This window comes from Pseudomonas azerbaijanorientalis (assembly GCF_019139795.1).
In the GTDB taxonomy this organism is placed as follows: Bacteria; Pseudomonadota; Gammaproteobacteria; order Pseudomonadales; family Pseudomonadaceae; genus Aquipseudomonas; species Aquipseudomonas laurylsulfatiphila.
In genome coordinates this window covers 2012669-2036397 of sequence record NZ_CP077078.1, presented here as the reverse complement: position 1 = coordinate 2036397, position 23729 = coordinate 2012669, and the positions used below count along the sequence as shown (strand labels likewise).

Genomic DNA, 23729 nt, shown 5'->3' with positions numbered 1-23729 from the left:
CTTTTCAACAGACATAAAGCGCAGGCTTCAACGACGAAGGCTGCACTTCCCGAGAGAACGGGACCAGGACAAAGGCGTCCTCGCTAGGCAACTAGCGGGACGCCTTTTTTTGTTTGCGCAAAATTTGTCGAGCATGGCCTGAACCCTGATGAGGCAGGCCTGAGCTCCCCGGAGAACCTGATGAAAAAACTAAAACTGGTGATGATCGGCAACGGCATGGCCGGGGTCCGGACCCTGGAAGAACTGCTCAAGCTGAGCACAGAGCTGTACGACATCACGGTCTTCGGCGCCGAACCGCACACCAACTACAACCGCATCCTGTTGTCGCCGGTGCTGGCGGGCGAACAGACCTTCGAGGAGATCGTGCTCAACGATCTGGACTGGTACCTGGACAACAACATCAAACTGCTGCTCAACCGCAAAGTGGTGGAGATCGACCGGGTCAAGCGCCGGGTCATTGCCGAAGACGGCAGTGAAGCCGAATACGATCGCCTGCTGATCGCCACTGGCTCGACGCCTTTCATCCTGCCCATTCCCGGCAACACCCTCGAGGGCGTGATCGGCTACCGCGACATCGCCGATACCCAGGCCATGATCGACACCGCGAAAACCTACCGCCACGCCGTGGTGATCGGCGGCGGCCTGCTCGGCCTGGAAGCCGCCAACGGCCTCATGCTGCGGGGCATGCACGTCACCGTGGTGCATCTCGGCGAGTGGCTGCTGGAGCGGCAACTGGACAAAACCAGCGGCCAGTTGCTGCAAACCGCCCTGGAGTCTCGCGGCCTGCATTTCCGTCTGTGCGAGCAGACCCAGGCCTTGCACGACGCGGGCAATGGCCGGGTCGGTTCGGTGCAATTCAAGAATGGCGACATCATCCCCGCTGACCTGGTGGTGATGGCCGCCGGCATTCGCCCCAATACCGAACTGGCGGAGAAATCCGGCATTCCGTGCAACCGCGGGATTGTGGTCAACGACACCCTGCAAACCTATGACCCGCGGATCTACGCCATCGGCGAGTGCGCCAGCCACCGCGGCATCGCCTATGGTCTGGTGGCGCCGCTGTTCGAACAAGCCAAAGTCTGCGCCAACCACCTCGCCCAACTGGGGTTTGCCACCTACAAGGGCTCGGTGACCTCGACCAAGCTGAAAGTCACCGGCATCGATCTGTTTTCCGCCGGCGACTTCATGGGCGGTGAAGGCACCGAGACCATCACCCTCTCCGACCCGATTGGCGGGGTCTACAAGAAACTGGTGATCAAGGACGACGTGCTGGTCGGCGCCTGCCTGTACGGCGATACGGCCGATGGCGGCTGGTATTTCCGGCAGATCCGTGAAAACCACGCCATCGGCGAGATCCGCGATCACTTGATGTTCGGTGAAAATGCGCTTGGCGACGTCGGGCATCAGGGCCAGGACAAAGCCATGAGCATGGCCGACACGGCCGAAGTCTGCGGCTGCAACGGCGTGTGCAAAGGCACCATCGTCAAGGCCATTCAGGAACACGGACTGTTCAGTGTCGACGAAGTGAAGAAACACACCAAGGCTGCCAGCTCCTGCGGTTCGTGCGCGGGTTTGGTGGAGCAGATCCTGATCAACACCGTGGGCGGTGCCGCCGACGTCAAGCCGAAAAGCGAAAAGGCCATCTGCGGCTGCAGCGACCTCAACCACGGGCAAATCCGCCAGGCCATCCGCGAGCAACACCTGCTGACCATCGCCGGCACACTGAGCTACCTGAACTGGCGCACACCCAACGGCTGCGCCACTTGCCGGCCAGCGCTCAACTACTACCTGATTTCCACCTGGCCGGGGGAAGCCAAGGATGATCCGCAATCGCGCCTGATCAACGAACGCGCCCACGCCAACATTCAGAAAGACGGCACCTACTCGGTAGTCCCGCGGATGTGGGGCGGTGTGACCAATCCTTCGGAACTGCGACGCATTGCCGACGTTGCCGACAAGTACAACGTACCGATGGTCAAGGTCACCGGCGGCCAGCGCATCGACTTGCTGGGGATCAAGAAGCAGGACTTGCCAGGCGTCTGGAAAGACCTCGACATGCCGTCCGGCCATGCCTATGGCAAATCCATCCGCACCGTGAAGACCTGCGTCGGCAGCGAGTTCTGCCGCTTTGGCACCCAGAACTCCACACAACTTGGCATTGAACTGGAACATGACCTGTTCAACATGTGGTCGCCGCACAAAGTGAAACTGGCTGTCTCCGGTTGCCCGCGCAACTGCTCGGAAGCGGGCATCAAGGACGTAGGCATCATCGGCGTCGACTCCGGCTGGGAGATGTACATCGGCGGCAACGGCGGGATCAAGACCGAAGTCGCGGAATTCTTCGTCAAACTGAAAACCGCCGAAGAAGTCCGCGAATACAACGGCGCATTCCTGCAGCTCTATCGCGAAGAAGCCTTTTACCTCGAACGCACCGTGCACTACCTGCAACGGGTCGGCATGGACCACATCAAGAAAGCCGTGCTGGAAGATCCGGAGCGACGCAAGGCGCTCAACGATCGCCTGCAATTCTCCCTATCGTTCGAACAGGACCCGTGGAAGGAACGCCTGGAACAGCCGCAACTGAAAAAAGAATTCGACGTCATCCCCGTGAAAAACCTGGAGGTGCTGGCATGAACTGGCTGGATATCTGCGCACTGGATGAAATCAATGCCCTGGGCTCGCGGATCGTTGCCGGCCCTAAAGGCGACATCGCGATTTTTCGTACCAGCGACGATGAAGTGTTCGCCCTCGACGACCGTTGCCCGCACAAGGGCGGACCGCTGTCCCAGGGTTTGATCTACGGCAAACGCGTGGCCTGCCCGCTGCACAACTGGCAAATCGACCTGGAAAGCGGCGAAGCCCTGGCCCCGGACGTCGGCTGCGCCCACCACCATCCGGCGCGGGTCGAAAATGGCCGAGTGATGCTGGCCTTGCGGGACGCAGGCTGATGGACCGCCAGATCACCGCGTCCACCTGCTGCTATTGCGGGGTCGGCTGCGGCGTGCTGATCGAGCATGACGGCGAGCGCATCCTCGGCGTCAGCGGCGATCCGGCACACCCGGCCAACTTCGGCAAGTTGTGCAGCAAGGGATCAACCCTGCATTTGACCGGCGACTTGACGGCAAGGGCGCTGTACCCGGAACTGCGCCTGGGCAAAGGCCTGGCGCGCAGCCGCACCGACTGGGACAGCGCGCTTGATCACGCCGCCAGCGTTTTCGCCCAAACCATTGCCGAGCATGGCCCGGACAGCGTGGCGTTCTACATTTCCGGGCAGTTGCTGACCGAGGACTACTACGCCTTCAACAAACTGGCTCGGGCGCTGGTGGGCACCAATAACATCGACAGCAATTCACGGCTGTGCATGTCGTCGGCGGTGGTCGGCTACAAGCGCAGCCTGGGAGCCGACGCCCCGCCATGCAGCTATGAAGACCTGGAATTGAGCGATTGCGTGATGATCGTCGGCAGTAACATGGCCTACGCCCACCCGGTACTGTTTCGCCGACTGGAAGAGGCCAAATCCCGCCGACCGCAGATGAAAGTCATCGTCATTGACCCACGCCGGACAGACACCTGCGATCTGGCTGACCTGCACCTGGCGATTTTGCCTGGCACCGATGTCGCCCTGTTCCATGGGGTTTTGCATCTGCTGCTATGGGAAGACTGGATCGACCGTGACTTCATCAAGGACCATACCGAAGGCTTGCCCGAGCTGAAGAAACTGGTGCGCGATTACACGCCGCAGATGGTCTCGCAGCTCTGCGGAATCAGCGTCGGGCAATTGCAGCAATGTGCCGAGTGGATCGGCACATCACCGTCTTTCCTGTCGCTGTGGTGCATGGGGTTGAACCAGTCCACCGCCGGCAGCGCGAAAAACAGTGCACTGATCAATCTGCACCTGGCCACCGGGCAGATTGGCCGTCCGGGTGCAGGTCCTTTCTCATTGACCGGCCAGCCGAATGCCATGGGCGGGCGGGAAACCGGTAGCCTGTCCAACCTGCTGCCGGGTCATCGTGACGCCGCCAACCCTGAGCACCGTGCCGACGTGGCCGCTTATTGGGGTGTTGATCAACTGCCTGAAAACCCGGGGCTGACTGCCATCGAGTTGTTTGAGCAGGTGGGCAGCGGCAAGATCAAAGCCTTGTGGATCGCCTGCACCAACCCCGCGCAGTCTCTTCCCGATCAGGCTGCCGTGCGCACGGCACTGGAGGCCTGCCCGTTCGTGGTCTTGCAGGAGGCCTTTCGCACCACCGAAACCGCCAGGTTTGCCGACCTGTTGTTGCCCGCCGCCAGTTGGGGCGAAAAGGACGGCACGGTGACCAACTCCGAACGGCGTATTTCCCACGTCCGCCGCGCTATCGTCGCACCGGGTGAAGCGCGTCCAGACTGGACGATCACGGTGGATTTCGCACAGCGCCTGGAGAAACATCTGCGTCCGCAAGCCACCAGCCTGTTTGCCTTTGACACCCCGGCGCAGGTCTTCGACGAATACAAACAGCTGACACGGGGCCGGGATCTGGATTTGTCCGGGATCAGCCACGGGTTGATCGACACCATCGGCCCGCAACAATGGCCCTTTCCTGCGGGGTCCAGCGCAGGCACCGCCCGCCTCTATCTCGACGGCATTTTCCCGACCGCCAGCGGACGCGCGCAGTTCGTGGCCGACCCGTATCGCGCCGCCAAGGAACAACGGGATGCGCGTTTCCCGCTGACGCTGATCACCGGTCGTCTGCGCGATCAGTGGCACGGCATGAGCCGCACCGGCACTGCCGCGCAGTTGTTCGGCCATGTCAGTGAAGCCGTGTTGAGCCTGCACCCGGATGAGTTGCGCAGGCATCGCCTGCAAGCGGGTGATTTGATCAGCCTGAAAAGCCGCCGCGGCGCGGTGATCGTGCCGGTCGCCAGTGACGACAGCGTGCGTCCGGGCCAAGCCTTCTTGCCGATGCATTTTGGTGACCGTTTTCTCAAGGGGGGCGTGAACAGCCTCACCCTGCCCGCCTTCGACCCGTTGTCGAAACAACCGGAGCTCAAACACAGCGGCGTGCGCCTGGAACCGGTGCAATTGCCTTGGCACCTTTTCGCGCTGATAGAAGGCGATGTCCAACAACACTTTGAGACTCTACGCCCCCTCTGCGAGGCGTTTTCCTACGTCAGCCTCAGTCTGACCGGTCGTGAGCGCCCTGCGCTGCTGATACGTGCTGCCAGCGCCACGGCGCCAGATCCGCAACTGCTGCGCGATATCGATCAATGCCTGGGGCTAAACGACGGACCGGTGCTGGCCTACGACGATCCACGACGCTCCATCGGTAAGCGGGTGCGGATCGAGAACGGCCGGATCACCGCGATCCGCCTGGCGGGTGAAACCCTCGCCCGGCACTGGCTGCAAAACCTCTGGCTCGAAGGTCGCGCCGATGAACAGCTACGGCGCTGGCTGCTCGCGCCACTGAGTGCCCCACCGGGCCAGGTTGACGCCGAAGCGATCGGTAACAAAACCCTGTGCAACTGCAAAAACGTCAGCCAAAACGCGGTCTGCGCCGGCATCCGCCGCGGCCTGGACTTGCCGGGGTTGAAACAAGAATTGGGTTGCGGCACGCAATGCGGCTCCTGCGTCCCGGAAATCAAGCGTTTGTTGGCCGCCACCGCGCAGCCGCAAGCCGCCATCTCGTGAGGAAAACACTATGAGCGCAAAAGTCTGGCTGGTGGGTGCAGGTCCCGGTGATCCTGAATTACTGACCCTCAAAGCCGTTCGGGCGTTGAGAGAGGCGGATGTCGTGCTGATCGACGATCTGGTCAACGACGCGGTGCTGGAGCACTGCCCCGGCGCGCGGATAATTCCTGTGGGTAAGCGCGGTGGCTGTCGTTCAACGCCGCAAGCCTTTATCCATCGCCTGATGTTGCGTTATGCCCGCCAGGGCAAATGCGTGGTGCGCCTCAAGGGTGGCGACCCGTGCATCTTCGGGCGTGGCGGCGAAGAAGCGCAGTGGTTGCGCGAGCGTGGTATCGAGGTTGAGCTGGTCAATGGCATTACCGCCGGCCTGGCGGGCGCGACGCAATGCGATATTCCATTGACCCTGCGCGGCGTGGCACGAGGGGTAACGCTGGTGACCGCCCACACTCAGGATGACAGCAGCCTGAACTGGCAAGCGCTGGCCCAAGGTGGCACGACACTGGTGATCTACATGGGGGTGGCAAAGCTCAGCGAGATCCGTGAGCAACTGCTGGCAGGCGCAATGGCGGCCGATACGCCGGTGGCAATGATTGAAAATGCCTCGTTGCCGCATCAACGGGAATGTCGAAGCAACCTGATGGCAATGGAGGAAGATGCCTGTGCCTTCGAGTTGAAAAGCCCGGCAATCCTGGTGATCGGTGCTGTGGCCGCCAGTGATGAGATCAAAAGATCGCAGCCTTCGGCAGCTCCTACACTGGTTCGGCATTTATCCCTGTAGGAGCTGCCGCAGGCTGCGATCCTTTAGAAGCAACGCAAAACCAATGCTGAAACCCAAATCGCAGACAAAGAAAAGCCCGGCCTGAGCCGGGCTTTTCTCAGAGCTGCGGGCTAATTACTTAGCTTGAGCTTCAACCTGCGCTTCTACGCGACGGTTAACAGCGCGACCAGCTTCAGTTTTGTTGTCAGCAACTGGGCGGGATTCGCCGTAGCCAACGGACTGAACGCGGGACGATTCAACACCGTACTGGTTGGTCAGAACTTGTTTAACGGCGTTTGCACGACGCTCGGACAGTTTCTGGTTGTAAGCGTCAGGACCGACGGAGTCAGTGTGACCTTCAACAGTAGTGCTGGTGGATGGGTACTGCTTCATGAAGTCAGCCAGGTTCTTGATGTCGCCGTAGCTGTTTGGCTTGACTACCGACTTGTCGAAGTCGAACTTCACGTCCAGCTCAACACGAACAACTTCAGCAACTGCCGGGCAGCCGTCAGCGTCAACAGTTACGTTAGCTGGGGTGTCTGGGCACTTGTCAACGTTGTCGCAAACGCCATCGTTGTCGCTGTCAGAGCAAACTTCCGGAGCTGGAACTGGAGCAGCAGCTGGCTTGCTGCCGCCACCGAAGTTCACACCAAGACCGATGCTAGGAGCCCACTCGGTGTTGCCCTGGTCGATGTTGTATTGAGCTTCAACGCCAGCACGGGCGTAGAAGTTGTCGGTGAAGTACAGCTTGGCACCGCCGCCAACGTTGGCGAAGGTGGAACGGTTACGACCGTTCGAGCCGTTCTGGTCGATGCTCTGGTCGGAGAAACCGCCCGAGACGTAAGGACGCAGCATGTCGCCTGGGTTGTTGAAGTGGTACAGAGCGTCCAGAGCGGTGTTCGCGCCCTTAACGTTCTTGCCATCGTTTGCACGGGCATTGTGCACTTCGTCGTAGGCCAGACGCAGTTCAACGTCGTCTGTCAGGAAGTAACCGATCGAACCACCCGGCAGGATGCCGTCGTTCTTGAAGTTACGGTCGCTATCGAAATATTGCTTCTTTGCGTAGCCTTCGATTTCAACTGCGCCTTGGCCCTGTGCCAGAGCGCCGATGGAAGTGGCGGCAATAAGAGAACCAATGGCCAAGCCCAAGGTGTTTTTCAGTTTCATCCGTTAAATCCCCATCTGGTGATTGTGAAGCAGTCCCGCAAACCGGGGGACAACTCGGCGGCAAGTCTAACAGAACTTGCCTACACGTAAGAGATATTTGCGCTGAACTAAGTTTCAGCAATGCCTGCAAATTTCTCACGCAATTTATCTAGAGCGCGTTTGTACCGCATTTTTGTTGCGCTCAAACCCATATGCATGATGTCTGCGATTTCCTGAAACTCCAGCTCTGCGACAAATCGTAGCACCAGAATTTCACGATCAATCGGGTTCACATACACCAACCAGCGATCAAGTCCGCCTTTTTCCTCAGGTTTCGGCGTCTTTTCTTCGGACGCTTCCTCGAGGGGGTCAAGACTCAATGCGTCCATCAAGCGACGCTTTCGCCGTTCCTTGCGATACTGTGTGATGCACTCGTTGTACGTGATGCTATATAGCCACGTCTTGAACTTCGATTTACCCTCGAAGTTCTTCAGGCCATACAGCACCTTCAACATGACCTCCTGACAGACATCGTCTGCATCGCGATCGTTCCCGAGATATCTTGCGCACACATTAAATAATGTTCGCTGGTAACGCCGCATCAGTTCCTCGTAGGCGCGTGTTACGTGAAACAGCTCGGTATGCGAGCGCGCGACCAACTCCTCATCAGAGAGCTCGCGGGGGTCGTAGCGCATGGAGAGCGATTGAGCTTTATTCAAAACAAGTCGGGCCGACAGTCAGGTCAATATCCTCCGCAGCCAGCGTCAGCTGGCATTTTGCGGCGGCATACATTAGCAGGGTTTGCCGGGTTAGCGGCTACTCACATGCTGCTCAAGGAGGATCCGATTGGAAAGAGAGACTAGCTCACCCTCATCGGTCAGCAATGTGGTTTTAACCGTGCCGATCTCTTCGATCTGGCCTTCGACCTCGCCAACACGCACTTGTTGCCCAACCTGGTACAGCTCACGCACGTAGATTCCCGCAAGAATCTGGCCGGCAATTTCCCGGCTTCCCAACCCCATGGCCAGCGCTACCGCCAGACCAACGGTAATCAGCACAATCACGATCACGTGGTTCAGCAGGTCGGTCTTGACCTCCAACTGGCTGATCGCCACCGAAATACTGATGATGATCACCAGGCCCTGAGCAATTCGTCCAAGCCCTGAAGCATAGTCCAGACCCACACCTTCTGCCGCTCCGCGCACCAGCCCGTTGGCCAGTTGCGCCAGCAAGACACCTACCAGCAACACCAGCGCCGCGCCGAATACCTTCGGCAAATACAGCGCAAGCATATCCAGCGTAGCTGATACTCGCTCAAGTCCAAGGGATTCTGCGGCAGAAACCAGAAAAATAAGCAGAACGAACCAATAGACGATCTTGCCGATCAGGGTCGAAATGGGAACCTGCAGGCCGGCGCGGGACATCAGCTTGGTCAGGCCAGTGCCGCCCATCAAGCGGTCCAGGCCCAGTTTGGCGAGCAATTTGGAAAGCAAGGTGTCCAGCAGTTTGGCCACGACAAAACCCAACAGCAGCACAACCAGTGCGCCGAACAGGTTTGGAATGAAGTTCGCAACCTTGGTCCACAACGCAGTCATTGCAGTGACGAGGCTCTGTGTCCAGAGATCAAGTTCCATATTCAATCAGCCTTATCAGCAGTGCGGGCAGCAGGTTTACGGAGACGGGAAACCGGCGAGACATGGGCCGATCCGTTATTCAGGGCAATCATCAGTGCGGGCAACCAGCGCCCCAGCAAGCTGAACAAATCACCGGCGCCGACCTGGCGGTTGGCGGTTTTCAGCACACGCCCCAGACACGCATCGTCGTCCCGGGTGGACGGTGAGGCGTTGAGCATGTCGCGCAAAGACTGTTCAAACGGATCGTGCATACGCACCTCTCGTGATGTCTGTGGGAGACGAGGTCAGTTTTGGTCGGGTCACATGCTTTCCCTCAGACCCAGCGCAAACGTCGGAATAACCACCATTGCCCCAGCGCCACCGAGGCCATCATCAGGCAGGCGATCAGAAAGCCGTAAGGGCTGGCAGAGAATGGAATGCCACCGACGTTGATCCCCAAAAGCCCGGCCAGAAAACTCATCGGCAAAAAGATCCCGGTGATGATCCCGAAGCGATACATCGTGCGGTTCATGCGCACGCTCAAGCGACGGTCTTCAGCCTCCAGGACCAGCCCCACCCGCTCCCGGGTCAGTTCCAGCTCCTCGAGGTAGCGGGTCAGGCTGTTGTTCAATTCGTTCCAGTAATCAGCGTCGTCCTCGACGAACCAGGGCAACTTGATTCGCGTCAATTGCCCGAAAATATCCCGCTGCGGAGCAAGAAAGCGCTTCAACGCTGCCGCCCGCCGACGAATCTGCAAAACCGCCCCGTGTTCAGGCGTATACCGTTCGTCGGCATCCAGCTTTTCCTCTTCCTCATCGACCACTTCCGAGAGACAGCTGACCAGATCCTGCACCTTGTTGGTGAGGTACTGCGCCATGCACAGGATGAGTTCGGACGCGGTTTTCGGCCCCTTGCCCTCGGACAGTTGCACCAGCAACTCGTCAGTGGCACGCAACGGACGCAAACGCAGGGAAATGACACGCTGGGCAGAACCGAAGATCCGCACCGACACCATGTCTTCCGGTTCGGCACCGGGGTTCAGATTGACCCCGCGCAGAAACAGCAGCAGTTCGCTGTCCGAAAGCTGTAAAAGTCGCGGACGGGTGTTTTCTTCGAGTAACAGGTCACAGCTGAATTCGCTCAGACCGCTGGATTTGCGTAGCCAGGTCCGGGTTTGCGGATGACTGCGATCCCAGTGCAACCACAGGCTTTCATGGGCCTGCAACTGCAAGTCGTCAAGTTCAGTCCGGGCAATCGAACGCGCACCGCCTCTACCGTCCAGCACCAGGGCATGCACCAGCCCCCATTGCGCGTTTTCTTCCTCGAACATCCGCACTCCTCTGGTCTGCAGCCGTTTTTATTCAGGCATTTTCAGCGGGCTGGGCGAGATGATCACGCCGTTGTTGTCCGCATAGATGTAATGGCCCGGATGGAAGGTCACGCCGGCGAAGGTCACGGCAACGTTGAGATCGCCGATACCGCGCTTGTCGGTTTTCATCGGGTGGCTGGCCAGCGCCTGAACCCCCAGATCGGTTTGCGCGATGACGTCGACGTCACGGATGCAACCATAGATCACCAGGCCTTCCCAGCCGTTTTTCGCGGCTTTCTCGGCGATCATATCGCCCAGCAACGCACGGCGCAGGGAACCGCCACCATCGACGACCAGGACCTTGCCATTACCCTTGAGCTCGGCTTGCTCCTTGACCAGCGAGTTGTCTTCGAAGCACTTGATGGTCACGATTTCGCCACCGAAGGAATCACGGCCGCCGAAATTGCTGAACATCGGTTCCAGCACCTGCACCAGCTCCGGATAGGCGTCGCACAGGTCAGGCGTGAGGTAATGGTTCATCGAGAAACTCCTGTTAAAGAGGAAGACAGCACGAACATCAGTGATGACTCAATCACGCAAAGTGACTGGAACAGCTCAATGCGTCATATCTTAGCCGCAAGCCGACCGGAGCGAAATGCCCTTGTTAGAGCATCAGGCTCAAACCGCCGCGGCCAAATCCCCCTGTTCACCCAACAAGGGTGTCTGCTGATCCGCCAGCCAGCGGGTCACCAATGGCCAGACTTCGGCCTGGGCAGGTTTGCTGACGAGCATTTCAATGTGACCGAAATTGTCGCTGAAACCCTGATCACGACCCAGATTGATAAATTGCTTGTGCTCGGAACCGAACTGTTCGAACAGTTTGCGGCACGCCCATGCAGGATCCTGATGATCACCCGCTGCACTCACGGCGAGCACCGGCAACCTGACCTCGGCCAAACCGGCCCACCAGTCTTTACCGGCATCGCCAAAGCGCCCGAACAGGCCGAACCAACGCATGCTTTCCAGGGCCAGGCCGATCGGCTCGTCCTCCGGGCCGCGTTTGAGCCTTGCTCCGGACAACTGGGCAAAACGCTTGAGAATGAAGCGACTGCTCCACTCCACCGGCGGAATCTTCAATGGCCAATAGGTGCGGCTGACTTGTGTACCGAAAAAAGCCGCCGAGGCCACCACCGGCTCACCGATGTACTCGCCACCCAGCGCTGCGGCCAGTGTAGTACCGCCCAGCGAGTGACCGATCCAGTGCGGCACCTGCCCGCTCTGTTCACGCACGAACGCGCCGATGGCCGGCAGGTCATAGCGTGCGTAGTCGGCGACCCGGTTCTTGCGGTAGTCGTGGTTGCGCTGGGACAGGCCATGGCCGCGCATTTCCGGAATCCAGACGTCGAACCCCAGGCGCGCCAGATAGGCGCCCAACCCCAGGCCCTTGGGAGAAAACCAGAACCGGCGATTGGAAAAGCTGCCGTGCAGCAGGATCACCGGCACACCACGGGATGAGGGCTCATCGGCCATGCCAAGGCGTGTCACAGCCAGTTCGACGGTAAAGTCGGGGCTGTTACCGGGTTTCAAACGATACACATCTTCGCTCAGATCGCCGCGCCGTTCGGCGCTGATCAGGGCGACAGGAAATAGGTTGCTGCTGCTTTGCATAATCTCTTGCACAAAAAAGGGCGGCATCCGGAGGAGCCCGCCCTGCTTGAATCTCTAAAAGACCGCTCCCTGACACTACGTCGCCCCTGTAGGAGCGAGCTTGCTCGCGAAAAACTTCAGGACACCTCGTTTATCCAGGATAAGCGCGTGATCGTTGACGTCCATCGCGAGCAAGCTCGCTCCTACAAAGGTATGTGAGCGGCCCGTATATATGGGATCAAGCCTGCGCCTGACCCTCTGCCAGGAAGAACCAGGTTTCCAGTACGGAGTCCGGGTTCAACGAAACGCTTTCAATGCCCTGCTCCATCAGCCACTTGGCCAGGTCCGGGTGGTCCGAAGGACCCTGACCGCAGATGCCGATGTACTTGCCGGCCTTGTTGCAGGCGGCAATGGCGTTGGCCAGCAGCTTCTTGACCGCCGGATTACGCTCGTCGAACAGGTGCGCGATGATACCGGAATCGCGGTCCAGGCCCAGGGTCAGCTGAGTAAGGTCGTTGGAACCGATGGAGAAACCGTCGAAGAACTCGAGGAATTCTTCGGCCAGGATGGCGTTGGACGGCAGTTCGCACATCATGATCACGCGCAGGCCGTTTTCGCCACGGGCCAGACCGTTTTCCGCCAGCAGATCCACCACCTGGCTCGCTTCACCCAGGGTACGAACGAACGGCACCATGATTTCGACGTTGGTCAGGCCCATCTCGTTGCGCACACGCTTGAGGGCGCGGCATTCGAGTTCGAAGCAGTCGCGGAACGACTCGCTGATGTAGCGCGAAGCACCGCGGAAGCCCAGCATCGGGTTCTCTTCTTCCGGCTCGTACAGCTTGCCGCCGATCAGGTTGGCGTATTCGTTGGACTTGAAGTCCGACAGACGCACGATGACCTTCTTCGGCCAGAACGCAGCCGCCAGGGTGCTGATGCCCTCGACCAGTTTCTCGACGTAGAAGCCGACCGGGTCGTTGTAACCGGCGATGCGTTTGTCGACGCTTTCCTTGATGTCCAGCGGCAGACCGTCGTAGTTCAGCAGTGCTTTAGGGTGCACGCCGATCATGCGGTTGATGATGAACTCCAGGCGGGCCAGGCCCACACCGGCGTTCGGCAGTTGCGCGAAGTCGAAGGCGCGGTCCGGGTTGCCGACGTTCATCATGATCTTGAACGGCAGCTCCGGCATGGCATCCACGGAGTTCTTCTTGATGTCGAAGCCCAGTTCGCCTTCGAAGATGAAACCGGTGTCGCCTTCAGCGCAGGAAACGGTCACGCCCTGGCCGTCTTTCAACAGCTGGGTGGCGTTGCCGCAACCGACTACCGCTGGAATACCCAGCTCACGGGCGATGATCGCCGCGTGGCAAGTACGGCCGCCACGGTTGGTGACGATGGCACTGGCGCGCTTCATGACCGGTTCCCAGTCCGGGTCGGTCATGTCGGACACCAGTACGTCGCCTGGCTGGACCTTGTCCATCTCGGACACGTCCTTGATGATGCGGACCTTGCCGGCGCCGATACGCTGGCCGATGGCGCGACCTTCAACCAGCACGGTACCGGTTTCTTTCAACAGGTAACGTTCCATGACGTTGGCCTGGGTGCGGCTCTTCACGGTTTCCGGACGGGCCTGCACGATGTACAGCTTGCCGTCGTCACCGTCCTTGGCCCACTCGATGTCCATCGGGCACTGGTAGTGCTTCTCGATGATCATCGCCTGCTTGGCCAGCTCGCTGACTTCAGCGTCGGTCAGGCAGAAACGTGCGCGCTCGGCCTTGTCCACGTCGACGGTCTTGACCGAACGACCGGCCTTGGCCTCGTCGCCGTAGATCATCTTGATGGCCTTGCTGCCCAGGTTGCGGCGCAGGATGGCCGGACGACCAGCCGCCAGCGTGCCCTTGTGGACGTAGAATTCATCCGGGTTCACCGCGCCTTGAACGACGGTTTCACCCAGGCCGTAGGCGCCGGTGATGAACACCACGTCACGGAAGCCCGATTCGGTATCGAGGGTGAACATCACGCCGGCGGTGCCGGTTTCGGAACGGACCATGCGCTGCACGCCGGCCGACAGGGCAACCAGCTTGTGGTCGAAGCCCTGGTGCACGCGGTAGGAAATGGCACGGTCATTGAACAGCGAGGCGAACACCTCTTTGGCGGCGCGAATGACGTTTTCGACACCACGGATGTTCAGGAAGGTTTCCTGCTGACCGGCGAAGGAAGCGTCCGGCAGGTCTTCGGCGGTAGCGGAAGAGCGCACGGCCACGGCCATGTCAGGGTTGCCGGCGGACAGCGTGGCGAACGCGGTGCGAATTTCGGCATTCAGTTTTTCAGGGAATTCGGCTTCCATGATCCATTGACGAATCTGGGCACCGGTCTTGGCCAGGGCATTCACGTCATCGACGTCCAGGGCATCGAGCGCGTCGTGAATCTGCTTATTCAGGCCGCTCAGCTCCAGGAAATCACGATAAGCCTGAGCGGTCGTGGCGAAGCCGCCGGGCACCGATACACCGGCACCTGCAAGGTTGCTGATCATCTCGCCCAGGGATGCGTTCTTGCCCCCCACATGCTCAACATCGTGTTTGCCGAGCTTATCGAGGGAAACTACGTACTCTACCAAGGTGATCTCTCCACTAACTGTGTTGGAAAAGCTCAGAAACCGGCTGCTTAAGTGAGCATTTGCCGGCTATATGGCCTGGACCTGGAAAATAAGTGAGAATGCAGGCCATTGGCGGCCGGCAAATCGCGCCTATCATATCCAAGATTCGTCACTAGCTTAAGGCCCAAGGTGCAAATGAAACGATCTGCTTTCTTTATCTCCGATGGTACCGGCATTACCGCCGAAACCCTGGGTCAAAGCCTTCTGGCGCAGTTCGAAAACATTACCTTCAGCAAAGTCACGCGGCCGTACATCGACAACGTGGACAAAGCGCGGGCCATGGTACAACAAATCAACAAAGCCGCCGAAACCGACGGCTTCCGTCCAATTATCTTCGACACCATCGTCAATCAGGACATTCGTGAGATTCTCGCAACCTCGAATGGTTTCATGATCGACATTTTCTCGACGTTCCTGGCACCGCTTGAGCAGGAGCTGACCGAGCATTCTTCCTACACCGTCGGCAAGTCCCACTCCATCGGCGCCAACACCAATTACATGGAGCGTATCGAGGCCGTCAACTTCGCCCTCGACAACGACGACGGCGCCCGCACGCACTATTACGACAAGGCCGACCTGATACTAGTGGGCGTGTCGCGATGTGGTAAGACGCCGACGTGCCTGTATATGGCGATGCAATTCGGTATCCGCGCAGCCAACTACCCGCTGACCGAAGACGACATGGAACGCCTGCAACTGCCAAACGCCCTGCGCGCCCACCAGCACAAGCTGTTCGGCCTGACCATCGACCCGGACCGCCTCACCGCGATTCGCAACGAGCGCAAGCCCAACAGCCGCTATTCGAGCTACGCCCAGTGCGAATTCGAGGTGCGCGAGGTCGAGAACCTGTTCCGTCGCGAAAACATTCCGCACATCAACTCCACGCATTTCTCCGTGGAAGAAATCTCCGCGAAGATTCTCGTGGAGAAAGGTGTGGAGCGGCGTTTCAAGTAAATCTCCCGGGTAAGCTCCGGCCCTATCGCGAGCAAGCTCGCTCCCACATTTGATCTTTGTACACCGTCGATCCAGTGTGGGAGCGGGCTTGCTCGCGAAGGCGGAGTGTCAGTCGACATCTACGTTGCCTGACACTCCGCTTTCGCGAGCAAGCCCGCTCCCACAGGGTTTTGGGTGATCTTAGAAAGAATCCCCCGGCACCCGCACAAAACCTTCCATCAATACCCGCGCACTGCGGCTCATGATCGCCTTGTTCACGGTCCATTCACCATTGACCAGGCTGGCCTCGGCGCCGACTCGCAGGGTACCGGACGGGTGTCCGAAGCGCACCGCGTTGCGTTCGATACCGCCTGCCGCAAGGTTCACCAAAGTGCCGGAAATCGCTGCAGCCGTACCGATCGCCACGGCCGCGGTACCCATCATCGCGTGGTGCAACTTGCCCATGGACAACGCACGTACCAGCAGGTCGACATCGCCTGCGGCAATCGCCTTGCCGCTGGACGCCACGTAGTCCGCCGGCTTGGCCACGAAGGCGACTTTCGGCGTGTGCTGACGCTTGGCCGCTTCGTCGATGTTGGAAATCAGGCCCATGCGCAATGCCCCGTAGGCGCGGATGGTTTCGAACATCAGCAAGGCTTTCGGGTCGCCATTGATCGCGCCCTGCAACTCGGTGCCCTTGTAGCCGATGTCTTCGGCATTGACGAAAATCGTCGGGATGCCGGCATTGATCATGGTCGCCTTGAAGGTGCCGACACCGGGCACTTCCAGGTCATCGACCAGGTTGCCGGTGGGGAACATCGAACCGCCGCCGCCCTCTTCTTCCGCTGCCGGATCGAGGAACTCGATCTGCACTTCGGCCGCCGGGAAGGTCACGCCGTCGAGTTCGAAATCGCCGGTCTCCTGCACTTCACCATTGGTGATCGGCACGTGGGCGATGATGGTCTTGCCAATGTTGGCCTGCCACACACGAACCACGGCTACGCCGTTATGCGGGATACGGCTGGCGTCCACCAGGCCGTTGCTGACCGCGAACGAACCGACCGCCGCCGACAGGTTGCCGCAGTTGCCGCTCCAGTCCACGAACGGCTTGTCGATGGACACCTGACCGAACAGGTAATCGACGTCGTGATCGGCCTTGGTGCTTTTCGACAGGATCACGGTTTTGCTGGTGCTGGAGGTCGCGCCGCCCATGCCGTCGATTTGTTTGTCGTACGGGTCGGGGCTGCCGATCACGCGCAGCAGCAACGCGTCGCGGGCCGGGCCTGGGACCTGTGCGGCTTCAGGCAGGTCCTTGAGACTGAAGAACACGCCTTTGCTGGTGCCGCCGCGCATGTAAGTGGCGGGTATCCTTATTTGCTTTGGAAACGTAGCTGCGTGAGCCATGGTGCTCGTTACTCCTGATCTGAAAGCAGACACGGGACTTGAAGTCCCGTGTCTGTATTGCGTGCGTTAAACGGCAACCGCCGACTCTTCGAGGAAGTCCTGGGCGAAGCGTTGCAGCACGCCGCCGGCCTCGTAGATCGACACTTCTTCGGCGGTGTCGAGGCGGCAGGTCACCGGCACATCGACGCGCTCGCCGTTCTTGCGATGGATCACCAGCGTCAGCTCGGCGCGCGGAGTGCGATCGCCGATCACATCGTAGGTTTCGCTGCCGTCGATGGCCAGGGTGTGACGATTGGTGCCCGGCTTGAACTCCAGCGGCAACACGCCCATGCCCACCAGGTTGGTGCGGTGAATGCGCTCGAAACCTTCGGCGGCAATCGCCTCCACCCCCGCCAGACGCACGCCCTTCGCCGCCCAGTCGCGGGACGAACCCTGACCGTAGTCGGCACCGGCAATGATGATCAGCGGCTGCTTGCGATCCATGTAGGTTTCGATGGCTTCCCACATGCGCATCACTTTGCCCTCAGGCTCGACACGGGCCAGCGAACCCTGCTTGACCTTGCCGTTTTCCAGAACCATTTCGTTGAACAGTTTCGGGTTGGCGAAGGTGGCGCGCTGCGCCGTCAGGTGGTCACCGCGGTGAGTCGCGTATGAGTTGAAGTCCTCTTCCGGCAGGCCCATTTTCGCCAGGTATTCGCCGGCGGCGCTGTCCATCATGATCGCGTTGGACGGCGACAGGTGATCGGTGGTGATGTTGTCCGGCAGCACCGCCAGCGGGCGCATGCCCTTGAGCGGACGAGCTCCGGCCAACGCGCCTTCCCAGTACGGAGGACGACGGATGTAGGTACTCATTTCGCGCCACTCGTACAGCGGCGCGACTTTCGGGCCGGTGTCTTCGTGGATGGCGAACATCGGGATGTACACCTGGCGGAACTGCTCCGGTTTCACCGACGCCTTGACCACCGCGTCGATCTCTTCGTCGCTCGGCCAGATGTCTTTCAGGCGGATTTCCTTGCCATCGACCACACCCAGCACGTCTTTTTCGATGTCGAAACGGATGGTGCCGGCAATCGCATATGCAACCACCAAGGGCGGCGATGCGAGGAACGCTTGCTTGGCGTACGGGTGAATCCGGCCGTCGAAGTTACGGTTGCCGGACAACACCGCAGTGGCGTACAGGTCGCGGTCGATGATCTCTTGCTGGATCACCGGGTCCAGTGCGCCGGACATGCCGTTGCACGTGGTGCAGGCGAAGGCCACGACGCCGAAGCCGAGCTTGTCCAGCTCTTCGGTCAGGCCGGCTTCATCGAGGTACAGCGCCACGGTCTTCGAACCCGGTGCCAGGGACGACTTGACCCAAGGCTTGCGGGTCAGGCCGAGCTTGTTGGCGTTGCGCGCCAGCAGGCCGGCGGCGATCACGTTGCGCGGGTTGCTGGTGTTGGTGCAGCTGGTGATGGCGGCGATGATCACCGCGCCGTCCGGCATTTGCCCCGGCACATCGTCCCACTGACCGGAGATGCCTTTGGCCGCCAGATCCGAAACCGCCACACGGGCGTGGGGGTTGCTCGGGCCGGCCATGTTGCGCACAACCGAAGACAGATCGAAAGTCAGGCCGCGCTCGTACTGCGCGCCTTTGAGGCTGTCAGCCCACAGGCCGACCTGCTTGGCGTAGTTCTCGACCAACTGCACCTGCTCGTCTTCACGGCCGGTGAGCTTGAGGTAGTCGATGGTCTGCTGGTCGATGTAGAACATCGCCGCGGTGGCGCCGTATTCCGGAGCCATGTTGGAAATGGTTGCGCGGTCGCCGAGGGTCAGCGCGGAGGCGCCTTCGCCGAAGAACTCCAGCCACGCGCCAACGACTTTTTGCTTGCGCAGAAACTCGGTCAGCGCCAGCACCATGTCGGTGGCGGTGATGCCCGGTTGCAGCTTGCCAGTCAGTTCGACGCCAACGCTTTCCGGCAGACGCATCCAGGATGCGCGGCCGAGCATCACGCTTTCGGCTTCGAGACCACCGACACCGATGGCGATCACGCCCAACGCATCGACGTGCGGGGTGTGGCTGTCGGTACCGACGCAGGTATCAGGGAAGGCCACGCCGTCGCGCACCTGGATCACCGGAGACATTTTCTCCAGGTTGATCTGGTGCATGATGCCGTTGCCCGGCGGGATCACGTCGACGTTCTTGAACGCCTTCTTGGTCCAGTTGATGAAGTGGAAACGGTCTTCGTTGCGACGGTCTTCGATGGCGCGGTTCTTCTCGAACGCGTCCGGATCGAAGCCACCGCGTTCGACGGCCAGGGAGTGGTCGACGATCAGTTGGGTCGGCACCACCGGGTTGACTTGCGCCGGGTCACCGCCTTGCAGGGCGATGGCGTCACGCAGGCCGGCGAGGTCGACCAGCGCGGTCTGGCCGAGAATGTCGTGGCACACCACGCGGGCCGGGAACCACGGGAAATCGAGGTCGCGCTTGCGCTCGATGAATTGCTTCAGGGATTCGGTGAGCGTGGCCGGGTCGCAGCGACGCACAAGGTTTTCCGCCAGCACACGGGAGGTGTACGGCAGGGTGTCGTAGGCGCCAGGCTGGATCGCCTCGACCGCTGCGCGGACATCGAAGTAATCCAGGTGGCTGCCAGGCAGCGGTTTACGGAATTGTGTGTTCATCGTCAGGACTCGGTCACGGTAGTTACAAAAGGTGGGGCCTGGCACTGGTACTGATCTGGACTCGGTCAAATGTGGGAGCGGGCTTGCTCGCAAAAGCGGTGTATCAGTCAACATCAATGTTGGATGTCAGTCCGTCTTCGCGAGCAAGCCCGCTCCCACAGTGGTTCCCGATTCATTCAGTAACCAGCGCGGCAGCCCTCCACCATTCAGCGCTGTTCGATTGGCACGAACTTGCGCTGTTCAACGCCGGTGTATTCGGCGCTTGGACGGATGATGCGGTTGTTGGCGCGTTGTTCGTACACGTGTGCAGCCCAGCCGGTCAGGCGCGAGCAGACGAAAATCGGCGTGAACAACTTGGTCGGGATGCCCATGAAGTGGTACGCCGAGGCATGGTAGAAGTCGGCGTTCGGGAACAGCTTCTTCTGCTCCCACATGGTCTTGTCGATGGCTTCGGAGACCGGGAACAACACCTTGTCCCCCACTTCGTCGGCGAGTTTTTTCGACCAGCCCTTGATCACCTCGTTGCGCGGATCGTTGTCCTTATAGATCGCGTGGCCGAAGCCCATGATCTTGTCCTTGCGCTCGAGCATGCCGAGGGTGCCCTTGATCGCGTCTTCCGGCGACGAGAAACGCTCGATCATTTCCATCGCCGCTTCGTTGGCGCCGCCGTGCAGCGGGCCGCGCAGCGAGCCGATGGCCGCAGTGATGCACGAATAGAGGTCGGACAGGGTCGATGCGCAAACACGGGCGGTGAAGGTCGACGCGTTGAACTCGTGTTCCGCGTAGAGGATCAGCGAAACGTTCATCACCTTGACGTGCAGCTCGCTTGGTTTCTTGCCGTGCAGCAGGTGCAGGAAGTGGCCGCCGATGGACTGCTCGTCGCTCACGCAATCGATGCGCTTGCCTTCGTGGCTGAAGCGATACCAGTAAGTCATGATCGCCGGGAATGCAGCCAGCAGGCGGTCGGTCTTGTCGTGTTGCTCGGAGAAATTGTTCTCCGGCTCCAGGTTGCCCAGGAACGAGCAGCCCGTGCGCATCACGTCCATCGGGTGGGCGTCGGCGGGGATGCGCTCGAGCACTTCCTTGAGCGCTTGCGGCAGGTCACGCAGCTTGCTCAGCTTGGCGATGTAGGCATTCAGTTGCGCCTTGCTCGGCAGTTCGCCGTACAGCAGCAGGTAGGCAACTTCTTCGAACTGTGCGTCAGCCGCCAGTTCACGTACGTCATAACCACGATAGGTCAGACCGGCACCCGACTGGCCCACGGTGGACAGTGCGGTTTGCCCGGCTACCTGGCCACGGAGCCCGGCGCCACTGAGTACTTTTGCTTCGGCCATTGCTGTCTCCAGTTTTCTTGAATTTTTTAGGGGAAACTCATTGCTCTTCTGTGGGAGCGAGCCTGCTCGCGATGGTGGACGGCACACCGCGGGGTATCAGGCTTCCCGCGTCATCGTTGACGTCTATCGCGAGCAGGCTCGCTCCCACAGGTACAAGTTGTTCGTTACTTCTTCGCGGCAAACAACGCATCGAGCTTCTGCTCGAAGGTGTGGTAGTCGATGCGATCGTAAAGCTCCATGCGAGTCTGCATGGTGTCGATGACATTCGCCTGCGTGCCATCGCGGCGCAGTGCGGTGTAGACGTTTTCCGCGGCCTTGTTCATGGCGCGGAAGGCCGACAGCGGGTACAGCACCAGCGACACGTCGACAGCGGCGAGTTGCTCGGTGGTGTACAGCGGGGTCGCGCCGAATTCGGTGATATTGGCCAGGATCGGCGCTTTCACGCGGCTGGCGAACAGCTTGTACATCTCAAGTTCGGTGATGGCTTCCGGGAAAATCATGTCGGCGCCGGCTTCGATGCAGGCAGCGGCGCGATCCAGGGCAGACTCCAGGCCTTCCACCGCCAGGGCGTCGGTACGGGCCATGATCACGAAGCTGTCATCGGTACGGGCATCGACGGCAGCCTTGATGCGGTCGACCATTTCCTGCTGGGTCACGATCTCTTTATTAGGACGGTGGCCGCAGCGTTTGGCGCCGACCTGGTCTTCGATATGAATCGCCGCCGCGCCAAACTTGATCATCGACTTGACGGTACGAGCGACGTTGAACGCCGAGGAACCGAAACCGGTGTCCACGTCCACCAGCAATGGCAGATCGCAGACGTCGGTGATACGGCGCACGTCGGTCAGCACGTCATCCAGGCCGGTGATGCCCAGGTCAGGCAAGCCGAGGGAGCCGGCAGCCACCCCGCCACCCGACAGGTAGATCGCCTTGAAACCGGCGCGCTTGGCCAGCAGCGCGTGATTGGCGTTGATTGCGCCGACCACTTGCAGTGGATGTTCGCTGGCGACCGCATCGCGGAAACGCTGACCTGGTGTGCTCTTGTTCGAACTCATGACTCACCTCGTTTGGCTGTCGGGTTGACGCCGTCCTGGTAATGACGGGCGATATTGCGTTTGGAGGCGCCGATGTGACGGCGCATCAACAACTCGGCCAGCTCACCGTCACGGTCGGCGATGGCATCGAGAATGCGGTGGTGCTCGGCGAACGCCTGGTGCGGGCGATTGGGCGTGGTGGAAAACTGGATACGGTACATGCGCACCAATTGATAGAGCTCGCCGCAGAGCATTTGGGTCAGCGTGCGGTTGCCGCTGCCCTGGATGATTCGGTAATGAAAGTCGAAATCGCCTTCCTGCTGGTAGTAGCCCCGACCTGCCTGGAATGCCTCATCACGCTCATGGGTTTCCAGCACCCGACGCAATTCGTCGATTTCTTCGAGACTCATGCGCTCGGCGGCCAGGCGACAGGCCATGCCTTCCAGGGATTCGCGGATTTCGTACAGTTCAAGCAGCTCGGCGTGATTGAGCGACACCACCCGCGCGCCGACATGCGGCACGCGCACCAGCAGACGCTGGCCTTCCAGGCGATGGATGGCCTCGCGCAAGGGGCCACGGCTGATGCCGTAGGTACGCGCCAGCTCTGGTTCGGAGATTTTGCTGCCCGGCGCGATCTCGCCTTTGACGATAGCCGCCTGAATGCGGCGGAAGACGTTCTCGGAAAGTGTCTCCGTATCGTCTTGCGTAGAAACCGGGGGATCGAGTTGATCCAGCATATTGTCGACACCTTGTGAGCCAATGCCGCAAAAACTAACGAATACCGGGAGCGCAGTCAAAGGATAAATCGATATTGTCGACAATCTTCTGATAACCGGTTGCACCATAACGAAGCGACCGGCTGGTTTATAGCCACCGGCCAGCGCTGGCGCCGTCAAACCACCGTGCTAGAATGCCGCCGCATTTGTTTGTCACATCTGCACTGCCTGTCATAAAACCGTGCCAGGCATACGAGGGAGCTTGCGCAGCGATGCCAGGGCCTTGAATCAAGTCGGACCGCTGCGCACCAGGATTTATGAGACTCAAGCCCTTCCCTGCTTTTCTTTACTTTCTTTGCCTGCCCGGGTTCGCAATGGCCGGGGAAAAGACCGTGTATGGCCTCAATGAGTACGCATCGCTCAATGGCATCGACCTGGAAGTGGCGGCTAAACTCGACACCGGGGCGAAAACCGCTTCCCTGAGTGCACGGGACATCAAACGCTTCAAACGCAACGGCGAATCCTGGGTGCGGTTTTACCTGGCCATCGACGCCGCCCATTCGCATCCGATCGAACGCCCGCTGGCCCGTGTCAGCAAGATCAAGCGCCGGGCCGGCGACTACGACCCCGAGGAAGGCAAGAAGTACACCGCCCGCCCCGTGATCGAACTGGACATCTGCATGGGCTCGGCCCTGCGCAGCATCGAAGTGAACCTGACCGACCGCAGCGCGTTCCAATATCCGCTCCTGATTGGCTCCGAAGCGCTCAAGCGTTTCGATGCACTGGTTGACCCCAGCCTTAAATATGCTGCCGGCAAACCCGCCTGCACCACCGACGCTCATACCGCCGAGTAATTC

The 23729-nt window shown here is 60.1% G+C and carries 19 protein-coding genes; 6 read left to right on the top strand and 13 right to left on the bottom strand.

Annotated elements, in window-relative coordinates:
- Positions 1–180 precede the first annotated feature (180 nt).
- From nirB to cobA, 4 genes are read left to right on the top strand one after another with little or no spacing between them, the layout of a single operon-like run.
- Positions 181–2634, top strand: a complete 2454-nt coding sequence (gene nirB, locus KSS91_RS08850; protein WP_015096060.1) for a nitrite reductase large subunit NirB — start codon at positions 181–183, stop codon at positions 2632–2634.
- A complete protein-coding gene (nirD, locus tag KSS91_RS08845; protein WP_007971500.1) occupies positions 2631–2948 on the top strand; it encodes a nitrite reductase small subunit NirD in 318 nt (105 codons plus the stop codon). The genes nirB and nirD overlap by 4 nt, the downstream gene beginning before the upstream one ends.
- The gene (locus KSS91_RS08840; RefSeq protein ID WP_217837645.1) at positions 2948–5665 is read left to right on the top strand and encodes a nitrate reductase; all 2718 of its coding nucleotides are present in this window, start codon (positions 2948–2950) and stop codon (positions 5663–5665) included. The genes nirD and KSS91_RS08840 overlap by 1 nt, the downstream gene beginning before the upstream one ends.
- Positions 5666–5675: 10 nt before the next feature.
- Complete coding sequence (gene cobA, locus KSS91_RS08835) at positions 5676–6443, top strand: uroporphyrinogen-III C-methyltransferase (RefSeq protein WP_217837644.1); 768 nt, start codon at positions 5676–5678, stop codon at positions 6441–6443.
- Between the two features lie 114 nt (positions 6444–6557).
- Here the strand turns inward: cobA and KSS91_RS08830 are convergent, their stop codons facing one another.
- The 8 genes from KSS91_RS08830 to ppsA form a co-directional block, all read right to left on the bottom strand.
- Complete coding sequence (locus tag KSS91_RS08830) at positions 6558–7589, bottom strand: OmpA family protein (RefSeq protein WP_126046536.1); 1032 nt, start codon at positions 7587–7589, stop codon at positions 6558–6560.
- A gap of 107 nt (positions 7590–7696) precedes the next feature.
- The gene (gene sigX / locus KSS91_RS08825; protein WP_015096065.1) at positions 7697–8287 is read right to left on the bottom strand and encodes an RNA polymerase sigma factor SigX; all 591 of its coding nucleotides are present in this window, start codon (positions 8285–8287) and stop codon (positions 7697–7699) included.
- 90 nt (positions 8288–8377) lie between these two features.
- Complete coding sequence (locus tag KSS91_RS08820; RefSeq protein WP_007916401.1) at positions 8378–9202, bottom strand: mechanosensitive ion channel family protein; 825 nt, start codon at positions 9200–9202, stop codon at positions 8378–8380.
- A 2-nt stretch (positions 9203–9204) separates the two neighbouring features.
- Entirely contained in the window at positions 9205–9453 is a 249-nt protein-coding gene (locus KSS91_RS08815) for a hypothetical protein (protein ID WP_007971509.1), read from the bottom strand.
- Between the two features lie 62 nt (positions 9454–9515).
- Positions 9516–10511, bottom strand: coding sequence for a divalent cation transporter CmaX (gene cmaX, locus KSS91_RS08810; RefSeq protein WP_126046538.1), 996 nt, complete (start codon positions 10509–10511; stop codon positions 9516–9518).
- A 27-nt stretch (positions 10512–10538) separates the two neighbouring features.
- Positions 10539–11030, bottom strand: coding sequence for a ribonuclease E activity regulator RraA (gene rraA / locus KSS91_RS08805; RefSeq protein ID WP_027922555.1), 492 nt, complete (start codon positions 11028–11030; stop codon positions 10539–10541).
- 138 nt (positions 11031–11168) lie between these two features.
- A complete protein-coding gene (locus tag KSS91_RS08800) occupies positions 11169–12158 on the bottom strand; it encodes an alpha/beta fold hydrolase (protein ID WP_217837643.1) in 990 nt (329 codons plus the stop codon).
- A 217-nt stretch (positions 12159–12375) separates the two neighbouring features.
- On the bottom strand, positions 12376–14751 hold the full coding sequence (gene ppsA, locus KSS91_RS08795) for a phosphoenolpyruvate synthase (protein ID WP_095965145.1): 2376 nt from the start codon (positions 14749–14751) through the stop codon (positions 12376–12378).
- Positions 14752–14925: 174 nt separating this feature from the next.
- Here ppsA and ppsR point away from each other — a divergent pair, with 174 nt between their 5' ends.
- On the top strand, positions 14926–15744 hold the full coding sequence (ppsR, locus tag KSS91_RS08790; protein WP_007971527.1) for a posphoenolpyruvate synthetase regulatory kinase/phosphorylase PpsR: 819 nt from the start codon (positions 14926–14928) through the stop codon (positions 15742–15744).
- A 180-nt stretch (positions 15745–15924) separates the two neighbouring features.
- Here ppsR and prpF read toward each other — a convergent pair whose 3' ends face one another.
- The 5 genes from prpF to KSS91_RS08765 all read right to left on the bottom strand — a co-directional run bounded on the left by prpF (position 15925) and on the right by KSS91_RS08765 (position 22893).
- Positions 15925–17127, bottom strand: a complete 1203-nt coding sequence (prpF, locus tag KSS91_RS08785; protein ID WP_015096070.1) for a 2-methylaconitate cis-trans isomerase PrpF — start codon at positions 17125–17127, stop codon at positions 15925–15927.
- 66 nt (positions 17128–17193) lie between these two features.
- On the bottom strand, positions 17194–19788 hold the full coding sequence (gene acnD / locus KSS91_RS08780; RefSeq protein WP_102698814.1) for a Fe/S-dependent 2-methylisocitrate dehydratase AcnD: 2595 nt from the start codon (positions 19786–19788) through the stop codon (positions 17194–17196).
- Positions 19789–19994: 206 nt separating this feature from the next.
- Positions 19995–21122, bottom strand: a complete 1128-nt coding sequence (gene prpC / locus KSS91_RS08775; RefSeq protein WP_007971533.1) for a bifunctional 2-methylcitrate synthase/citrate synthase — start codon at positions 21120–21122, stop codon at positions 19995–19997.
- A gap of 164 nt (positions 21123–21286) precedes the next feature.
- Positions 21287–22177, bottom strand: coding sequence for a methylisocitrate lyase (prpB, locus tag KSS91_RS08770; protein WP_015096071.1), 891 nt, complete (start codon positions 22175–22177; stop codon positions 21287–21289).
- On the bottom strand, positions 22174–22893 hold the full coding sequence (locus KSS91_RS08765; protein ID WP_007971537.1) for a GntR family transcriptional regulator: 720 nt from the start codon (positions 22891–22893) through the stop codon (positions 22174–22176). Before KSS91_RS08765 ends, prpB begins: the two co-directional genes overlap by 4 nt.
- Before the next feature lie 296 nt (positions 22894–23189).
- On the opposite strand from KSS91_RS08765, the gene rloA reads away from it, so the two are divergent.
- A complete protein-coding gene (gene rloA, locus KSS91_RS08760; RefSeq protein WP_217837642.1) occupies positions 23190–23726 on the top strand; it encodes a retropepsin-like aspartic peptidase RloA in 537 nt (178 codons plus the stop codon).
- Positions 23727–23729: the final 3 nt, after the last annotated feature.